The 9,378-nt window shown below is 50.5% G+C and carries 2 protein-coding genes; both read right to left on the reverse strand.

The window, feature by feature from the left end; translation table 11 throughout:
* A partial coding sequence (locus tag ACFSUC_RS08140) for a condensation domain-containing protein (RefSeq protein WP_379929048.1) occupies positions 1-1,548 on the reverse strand: 1,548 nt, incomplete at its 3' end.
* Positions 1,549-1,631: 83 nt separating this feature from the next.
* The gene (locus ACFSUC_RS08145; RefSeq protein WP_379929049.1) at positions 1,632-9,368 is read right to left on the reverse strand and encodes an amino acid adenylation domain-containing protein; all 7,737 of its coding nucleotides are present in this window, start codon (positions 9,366-9,368) and stop codon (positions 1,632-1,634) included.
* Between the last annotated feature and the right edge of the window lie 10 nt (positions 9,369-9,378).

A 9,378-nucleotide genomic window follows, 5' to 3' on the forward strand; every position in this document is an offset into this window, starting at 1 on the left:
ATCCCGCAATTGCTGGGCGAGCCGTTCGGCTTTTGCGTCCAATTGACGATACGTCAGATGGCGGTTCGCTTCCACAAGCGCCAGCTCATCGGGATACAACGCTACCTGTTCAGCAAACAGCTCGGGGATCGTCCGGTTCCAGGCCCCACCTGTCCGTTCTGCATCCCGCTTGCCGCTCTCGTTGAACACATGCACAATCTCCCGTCGCTCTTGTTCGGTCAGAAAGTGAAGCTGATCCAGCCGTTCATGGGAACAACTGCTGATCGTCTCAAGCACATGCATATAATGGCGGGCCATTCTCTCCACGCTCGCTTCATGCAAACTGGCGCTGTTGTATTTCACGAGAATATCCAACCCTTGATTCGGCATGATCATGAGGGTGAAATCATAATGGGTTTGTTCATAATCCGCTTCATCCAAAATCTCGAATCCAAGTTTCGGTGAATGTTCTGGCGTGGCTTCTTCTTGCGAAAAGTTCTGAAAAGTCACAATATGATCAATGAGTGTCCGTTTGGGTGCAGACTGCGCTTGAATATGAGCCAATGGAACGTAATCATACTGCTGACTCTCCATCAGCGACTGCTGTACCTTGTCAAGCAATTGCCCTACCGTGTCTTGATCCTCTGTGCGGATGCGCAGCGGAATCGTGTTAATGAACAGACCGATCATCTGCTCCACACCTTCGATTTCAGCGGGTCTTCCGGTAGAAACCATCCCGAACACCACATCATTCGTCTGATTGTACGTGCTGAGCAAAAGGCCCCAAGCAGCTTGCATCACGACATTCAGCGTCGTCTGATGGGTACGCGCCAGTTTCTCCAGACGATCAGCTATTTCTGAAGGGATCACAAATCGCTGCTCGCGATGATCTGTTTGAGGCTTCGCAAGCCGACCCTGCTCTTTCCCGGGAATCCCCCCATACCCTTCATAACCGCTTAAATACTCCGACCAATATGCCATCGCTTCCTGCTTGTCCTGTTGCTCCAGCCATTTGATATAGTCGGAATAGGGTCTGGCAAACCCCGGGTCAGCCTGATTCTCCTCGATAAGCTGTTCATACAGCTGCATAATTTCCTGTACAATACGCCGTAAACACCAGCCATCCATCACAATATGGTGGTAGCTCCAAATGAGACGGTATTGCTTTTCCCCGTATATCAGGATGGTTACTCTCATCAGCATGTCCTTGGCCAGATCAAATCCGGTCTGTTGATCCTGTTCCATGAAAGCATTCAGACCGCTCTGAAACGCTTCTTCCGAAAGGTCTGACCAATCTTCCACCTGAATGTGAAGCTGCTTTTCCTTAAACACGATTTGCTTGGGGCTTTTCAATTGTTCATGGTAAAAGTTTGTACGCAAAATATCATATTTCGCAATGAGCAGATTCAGGCACTTCTGCAGCTTGTCGATGTGAAGCGTTCCCTTGAGCGTGCAGGCAAACTGCTCGAAATAGGCCGAAGAATCCGGTTCCTTCAGTGCATGAAACAGCATGCCTTCCTGCATGGGTGACAGCGCATGAATCCCTTTCACCTCTCGTTTATTGTTCATCTTCACCTCTCCCTATCGGACCCACTGGTCGGATGTCATGATCTGATTCTCGTCACAGACGAATCCGTATCCTTGCATCACGGTCAGCTGTCATAAAAAGACAATATCGCATCCAACTCTTCAATGGAGACATCCTCTCCGCCTACATCTGACGGGGTCATTTCCGTGGTCTCCTTTTCCATGCAATGCTGAATAATCTGCTGCAAACTCTCAATAAAGAGATGACCGATATGAGCGATCGTTCCCGCTGTGTACTCTCCCTGACTGTAGGTAATAGACAAAGTAAAGACACCGTTTTCCACGATTCCTCCGATATCGAGGGCTACCTCTCGCCTGCTCTCTGGACTTGCCGTCTGCCCATGAGACAATGGAGACAGCTGGAACACATCCGTTTGAACATCTTCATCAAACTGTCCCAAATAGTTGAACTTGATTTCAGGCTGAAGCTGAAAGGTCATGTCTGGTTTGTATGCAGCAGGTGTGAGATATTTCAAAATGCCGTAACCTGCCCCCTTTTTGGGTACTCTTCGCAAGCTTTCCTTTACAGATTTCAACTGATAGGACAGCGACTCGTCATGAGACATATTCAAAATGACAGGGAAGGTGGAGGTAAACCAGCCAATCGTGCGACTCGTATCCAGATCCGTTAATTCTTCCTCCCGTCCATGTCCTTCCAGACAAACGAGGATCTGTTGACGCGAGGCCCATTTCTTCACAGCCAATCCGATCGCGGTTAACAGCACATCATTGATCTCAGTGCGGTATGCGTGATGGACAGGGCCCATCAACAGGCTCGTGTCTGCCATCGGAAGTGCAAAGTGAGCGGTCTGATTATTCAGAACTCGTATATCGCCGTTATACGTATCCTTTGGCAGAGGCGCCATATCCATCGACTCGACCTCTCTCCAGTAAGCCTGCTCTCGAAGCATTTCGGGACTGGTTGCATAATCCGAACAGGCCGCTGCCCAGCTCTTGTACGAATCCGTTTTGGGAGGCAATTGAATCGACAGTCCGGATTGAAGCTGTCCATAGGCTGTGGCGAGATCCTCGAACAGAATGCGCCAGGAAATGCCGTCCATGACCAGATGATGCACCACGATCAGCAGATGATCGCCTGGTTCCGCTCGAATCAAGCCCAGTTTCACCAAGGGACCTTCCTGCAGATTCAGGCTGCTCTGAAGCTGCTGGGTGAAGATGCCGGCTTCTGTCTCCAGATGGGAGGCATGCGGGATGTGCAGCGTCTCCAGTTCAAACAAACCGTCACACATTCCCCGATTTTCCTGTACCCACTGGTCATGCTCGATGTGATAAACCATGCGCAGTGCATCATGATGTTCCATGATTCGCGTAAATACCGTCTTGAGCATCTCTTCATCAAAACGTTCTCTCGCATGCAGCATAACGGCCTGATTCCAATGATGGGAATGGACAAATGAATGGTCGAAGAACCAGTGCTGTATCGCCGTCAGCGGCACGTTTCCTGAGACAATGCCTTGGTCGATCTCTCTCCGTACCGAACGGATATAAGGAACCAGATTCTCAATTTGCGGATGCTGGAATAAATCTCTCATTTTTAATTGGTAGCCGTGCTGATTCAATCGGGACGTAATCTGAATGGCCTTTATGGAATCGCCGCCCAGCTCAAAGAAATGATGGGAAATGCCGATTTTTTCAATCCCCAGCACCTGCTGCCAGATGTCCACCAGCAAGGCTTCAAGCTCATTGCGCGGCTCCACCTGTGCGTGGTCAAGTCCCAATTTTCGAGCCGGTTCAGGCAGTGCATGCCGATTCACCTTGCCATTTTCCAACAAAGGCAGGTGATCAAGACATACGATATAGGCCGGAATCATATACGCAGGCAAGACATCAGCCAGTTGTTTCTTGAGCTGTACTTCATCCATCTCCTTGCCGGATACGACATAAGCGCACAAATAAGGAGACCCTTCCTTCACATCTTTTGCCACCACAACCGCTTCCAGAATGGACGGCTGTTGCAGCAATACGACCTCGATTTCCTCCAGTTCAATGCGGAAGCCTCTTATTTTCACCTGAAAGTCTTGTCTGCCGATATATTCAAGCGTACCGTCAGACAGCCATCTCGCCATGTCTCCGGTCCGGTACAACCGCTGCCGCTGTGCTGAAAACGGATCCATCATAAAGGATTGCGCCGTACGATCAGCATCATGGATGTAACCCCGACCTACCCCTATACCGGCGACACAGAGCTCACCGACCACGCCAATCGGACAGAGCTTCATCTGCTGATCGACCACGTACAGCTGATTATTGGGTAAAGGCTTCCCAATGGGAATGGATAGACGAGAAACCGGAGGCCTATGCATCACATACTGAGTCACATCATCAGAGGCTTCAGCCGGGCCATACGCATTGATCATCGGGATGTCGGGACACAATTCGAACCAGCGCCGGACAAGATTAGGCTTGACCGCTTCTCCTGTGATCATCAGCGCTTTGAGAGATTCAGATAGCGACGCTTGCAGCTGCTTTCCTTCAATTTCGTCCATCATGACATGCAGATAGGTCGGGACCACTTCCAGCAAGGTCACACCATCCTCTATGACGGACTGCGTAAACCGGGCCACGTCCAGCACCCGTTCACTGGAATAAATAACGGTCATGCCGCCAATCGCCAGTGGGCCAAACAATTGCCATACTGAAATGTCAAAGCATTGATGGGCATTTTGGGCAAATACCCAGCTCTCATCGAGTAAGAGCTCATCCACTTCTGCCAGAAGATGATTCAACATCCCTTTATGCTCGATCATCACCCCTTTGGGCTTTCCTGTGGAACCAGAGGTGAACAACACATAGGCCAGGTGATCCGGTTGAGGCTTATCTGAGAGATCCGTAATCTCTTCACATTCCAGCTCCGACTGAACCCGATCCAGACAAATCACCTTGCCGCCCTCATATTCCGTTTCAAGCTGATCGGCATAGGTCGAAGATGTCAGAAGAAACCGGGCCTGACACTCCTCCAGTATCGTCCTTTTTCGCTGGTCACCTGCTTGGACGTCCATCGGAACATAAGCGCCTCCGGCTTTCCATATCGCCAGCACACTGGTCACAAATTCAGGTGAGCGCTCCAGCATCACCGCACAAATGTCTTCACGACGAAGACCGAGACGTTGAAGGTATCGAGCTAACTGATTCACTTTGCGATTAAGCTGTCCGTACGTGAGGGTCTGCTGCTCACAGCGCAGCACCAGTCGTTCCGGATTTTTGGCTGCCACCATTTCAAAACGCTCGCAAAGTGTGCGGTCAAAGGCATAGTCCGCTCGCTTGCCATTGAAATCTTGCAAAATCCGGTTCTTCTCTGATGCTGTCAGCATATCGATCTGACCAAGCAACTGTTGAGGGTCAGCGATGAGTTGACTTAATATTTGCAGGTAATGATCGGCCATCGCTTGAACCGTCTCTGCATGGAACAGATCAGTCCCATATTGCAGATCAAAGTAAAAGGCGTTTTCATCCATAAAGGCATCCAGCATCAGATCAAACTTTGCCACATCATGGTTCATGTTGTACGCGGTGATGTTCATGTCATGCAGCTCAAATTCCTGATCCTCTGCCTCAAAAAAACTAAACATCGTGTCAAACAGTGGATTTCTGCTCACATCTCTGGTCATATCCAGCTGATCCATTAATCGCTCAAATGGATAGTCCTGGTGCGCCATTGCTGTCCAGGTCTGCTCCGCAACTTGTTTGACAAACTGGGCCGCCATCAGATCAGGTTGCGGGGAGGTTCGAATGGCCAAGGTTTGCACCAGCATGCCAAGCAATGGCTGTACGTCAGGATGCTCCCTGCCTGAAACAGGTGTACCGACAATGATGTCATGCTGTCCGGAATACTTCATAAGCAGAATATGATAAGCAGCGAACAGAAAGGCAAAAGGGGTTGTTCGCTCTTTCACACAGAATGACCGAATCTTGGCAGAGAGGTCTTCGTCAGCACGGAACCGGTAGGTTGATCCCCGGAAGCTCTGCACAACGGGTCTTGGACGATCCAGAGGCAGATTCAAGACCGGAAGCTCCCCTTCAAAAACTTCCAGCCAATACTGCTCAAGCTCCCTGAAGGCTTCCCCTTCCATCCGTTGGTTGTGCCAGGCTGCATAATCCTTGTATTGAATACGCAGGGCAGGCAATGTTTTTCCCTCGTACAAGGCCATAACTTCCATCAGCATTCGTTTGCCTGATACGCCGTCCGAAATGATGTGATGCATATCCAGGAGCAGGATCGTTTCCTTCGGAGCCAGCTGCAGCAATTTCATTCGGAACAAAGGGCCTTGATCCAGCTGGAAAGGTTGAATAAAATCACGCATGATTCGATCAGTCTCTGCTTCACTCGCCTGCTCCAATTGCTCATATTGCAAGTGCCATGCCATCTCTGTATGAATGACCTGCTCAATCTGTCCCTCATTCGAATGAAAGGAGGTTCGAAGAATTTCATGTCGTTCGATGAGCGCATCGATCACCGCTCGAAAACGCGGTACATCCAGGTTGCCCTGCACATAATAGGCAACCGGCATATTGTAGGCCGTGCTTTGGCTTTCTTCCAATTCGTGCAAGACGAACAGACGTTTCTGGGATGCACTGACCTCATACGATCCCCGTTTCTCGACAACCGGAATCGGTGAAGTCGATCCCTTGCCGCGCACACGCAACTCGTCAGACAATGCCGCAATGGTCGGGTATTTGAATATGTCTCTGACAGAGAGCTCGATTTCGCAGGTTTCATACACTTTCGATACAAGAATGGTGGCTTTGAGCGAATGCCCGCCACATTCAAAAAAATGGGTTTCGATATCTAATCGCTCCGTACCCAGCACCTCCGACCAGATATGCAACAGGGCCTGATCCATCGCATTGCGAGGCGGGGTCAGCTTTTCCCCTTGTTGGCTGGTTGGCTTAGGTAGCCGTTTCCGGTCTATTTTCCCGCTTGTATTGAGCGGCAACTCATCCATCCTAATAAAGTGTGCAGGCACCATATAGGACGGGAGAAGACCTTCGATGTCTGCTTTCAATTGCGCAGGAGAAAGGTCATGTCGGGACGTGTAATACGCACACAATTGCTTGTCTGCCCGATCGTCGTCCTGGATCACGACCACACTTTCCTTCACTTCCTCATGCTGAACCATCTGACTTTCGATCTCCCCTAGTTCAATACGGAAACCTCTTAGCTTCACCTGATGGTCTTTTCTTCCCAAAAATTGCAAATTACCGTCTGGCAGCCATTTTCCAAGGTCTCCGGTCCGATACATGCGATCCCTTGAAGTGGACACAAACGGATCATCCAAAAACACGGAACGCGTTCGATCCTCTTCATGCAGATATCCCCGCCCTACGGGAATGCCAGCCACGCACAACTCTCCCTGTATGCCAATCGGGCACAGCTTCATATCTGCATCCACGACATACATCCGTACGTTCGGCAGCGGTTTGCCGATCGGTACCTGTTTAACCCCCTCAGGAGGCTTGTTCATCCGGTATTGGCATGTATCGTCAGAGGCCTCGGCCGGACCGTACGCATTGATCATCGGAATGTCAGGACACCACTCAAACCACCGCTGCACAAGCGGAAGGGGCGCTGTCTCCCCCGTGATCAGCAAATGGGTCAGCTGATCCAGCCTGACAGACTGGGCGTGCATCTCATCCAGCATGACATGTAGATAAGAGGGAACCACCTCCAGCAGCGTGACGTGATCAGCTTGAAGCTGCTGCAAGAATGCACCTGGCTGCAGGACCCGTTCTTCGGAATAGATGACCGTGGTTCCACCAAGCGTTAAAGCGCCGAACATCTGCCATACGGAGATATCAAAGCAATGGTGGGCATTCTGTGCAAATACGAGGGTAGCATCCAGGTCCAGCAGCTCCGCTTCTGCCAAGATGTGGTTGACCATGCCCAAATGTTCGATCATGACACCCTTCGGTATCCCGGTTGAGCCAGACGTAAACAGGCAATAGCATAAGTCATCCAGTCCGATATCCAGACCGGGATTACAGGTCTTCTCTTCAGATAATTCCAGCGCAAGCTGATCCAGTCTGATCAGCGTGGCCGATGACCGTTCATCCCACCCCTGCAGGCCCTGATCTCCGTACAGCAATACGCAGGCTGCATTCGCCTGACGCAATATGGCCTGTTTTCTTGCGATTGGATGCTGGACATCAAGCGGGATGTAGGCCCCGCCTGCCTTCCATACGCCGAGAATACTTTCTATCATCACCGGGGACCGATCCATATGAATGCCGATCAGATCGCCCTTTCTGATCCCTTTTCTAAGCAACATATGTGCGATTCGGTTGGCACCCTCATTGATTTCCTTATATGTATACGTCACGTCCTCCACCTTCACGGCGATGCGATCAGGATGCTCTCTGGCATGCCGCTCAAAATGCTGGAACGCCGTTTTGTCCAGCTGGTACGAAGCAGGCTGAGGCTGAAAGGTATGCAGCAATTCCTTTTTCTCTTCACCTGTCAGCAGATCCAGCTCATGCAGCGGTCTGTCCGGTTGTGCCAGCAGCTGAGCGGCCAGTCTTCTCCAGTGCCCTTCGAGCCTTTTCATAAAGTCCTCATCATACACATGACCATTATACGTGAGCAGCACTTCCAGCTCTTGCTGAGGGAACAGGGTCACATCGAGATCATAATTCGTATGTTCATCCATATGGGTCTCTGTCACACGAATGGAAGGAGCAAGGCCCTGCTCGCTAACCACCTGCACATCCATCGGGACATTTTCAAATACCAGCACATGTTGAATCAGTTTGTTTTTCAACGGGGTATGAGACTGAATGTCTGCGATGGAAACATAACTGTAATGATTGGCCTCGAGCATGTCGTGATGGATCTTCCCGAGCAGTTCCGTCAACCTCACGTCAGGTTCCATCCGAATTCGCAGCGGTACGGAATTAATAAACAGGCCGACCATCGTCTCCATACCGGGAAGCTCCGGTGGCCTGCCAGACACTACCGATCCAAACACGATATCATTCGAACCGTTATATTTCCGAAGCAGCAGTCCCCATAGCGCATGCATCACCGTACTGAGGGTAACCTCATGCGTGGCAGCCAGCTTCTCAAGACCTTCGGTCGTTTCACGGTCAAAGGCAAAACCGTGTCTTCGGTAAACATATGACGTTTCCGGCTTCTGCAACAGCTGCGGAGGAACCACAGACGATTCCTCCACACCATCCAGATAGTCCTTCCAGTAATCCAGCGCCTGTTCCTGATCCTGTTCCTCCAGCCAAGTAAAATAATCACTGTACGGGTACACGGGGCCCAGCTTCGCAGGCTCCATCTTTTCCAGTGACGTATAAAAGGCGAACAGATCCTTGGCCAGCAAACTCAGACACCAGCCATCCATCAGTATATGATGGAAGCTCCAGACGATCTGATACGCCTCATCCGTCAGTTTGAACACTCGCATCCGAAGCAGTCTGTCTTCCTCCAGATCAAAGCCATGTCGCTGGTCGTCCCGCTTATACTGATTGATCCACTCTATTTGTTCGGATGCATGCAGATGCGAGAGATTGGTGTAGGAGATGGTCGTGCTGCGCTCTCTGAACACAACCTGCAAAGGCTGATCGACTTCTTTGGATACAAATGCCGTACGCAATACATCATAGCGGGCGATCAACAAATTCAAACTTTTCTCCAGAAGATGGATCTGAAGATTCCCTTCCACCCTCAGACTGACCTGTTCCACATATGCCGATGAATCGGTGTCCAGCAAGGCATGAAAAAGCATTCCTTCCTGCATGGGCGTGAGCGGATATACATTTTGAATTTCCTGGACACTCATAGGTTCACAT

The organism is Marinicrinis sediminis (genome assembly GCF_042685085.1).
Classification (GTDB): domain Bacteria; phylum Bacillota; class Bacilli; order Paenibacillales; family KCTC-33676; genus Marinicrinis; species Marinicrinis sediminis.

What these genes read in the sequence shown, in the direction of transcription:
- ACFSUC_RS08145 (WP_379929049.1), bottom strand. Translation starts at nt 9,368, where the DNA reads ATGAGTGTCCAGGAAATTCAAAATGTATATCCGCTCACGCCCATGCAG.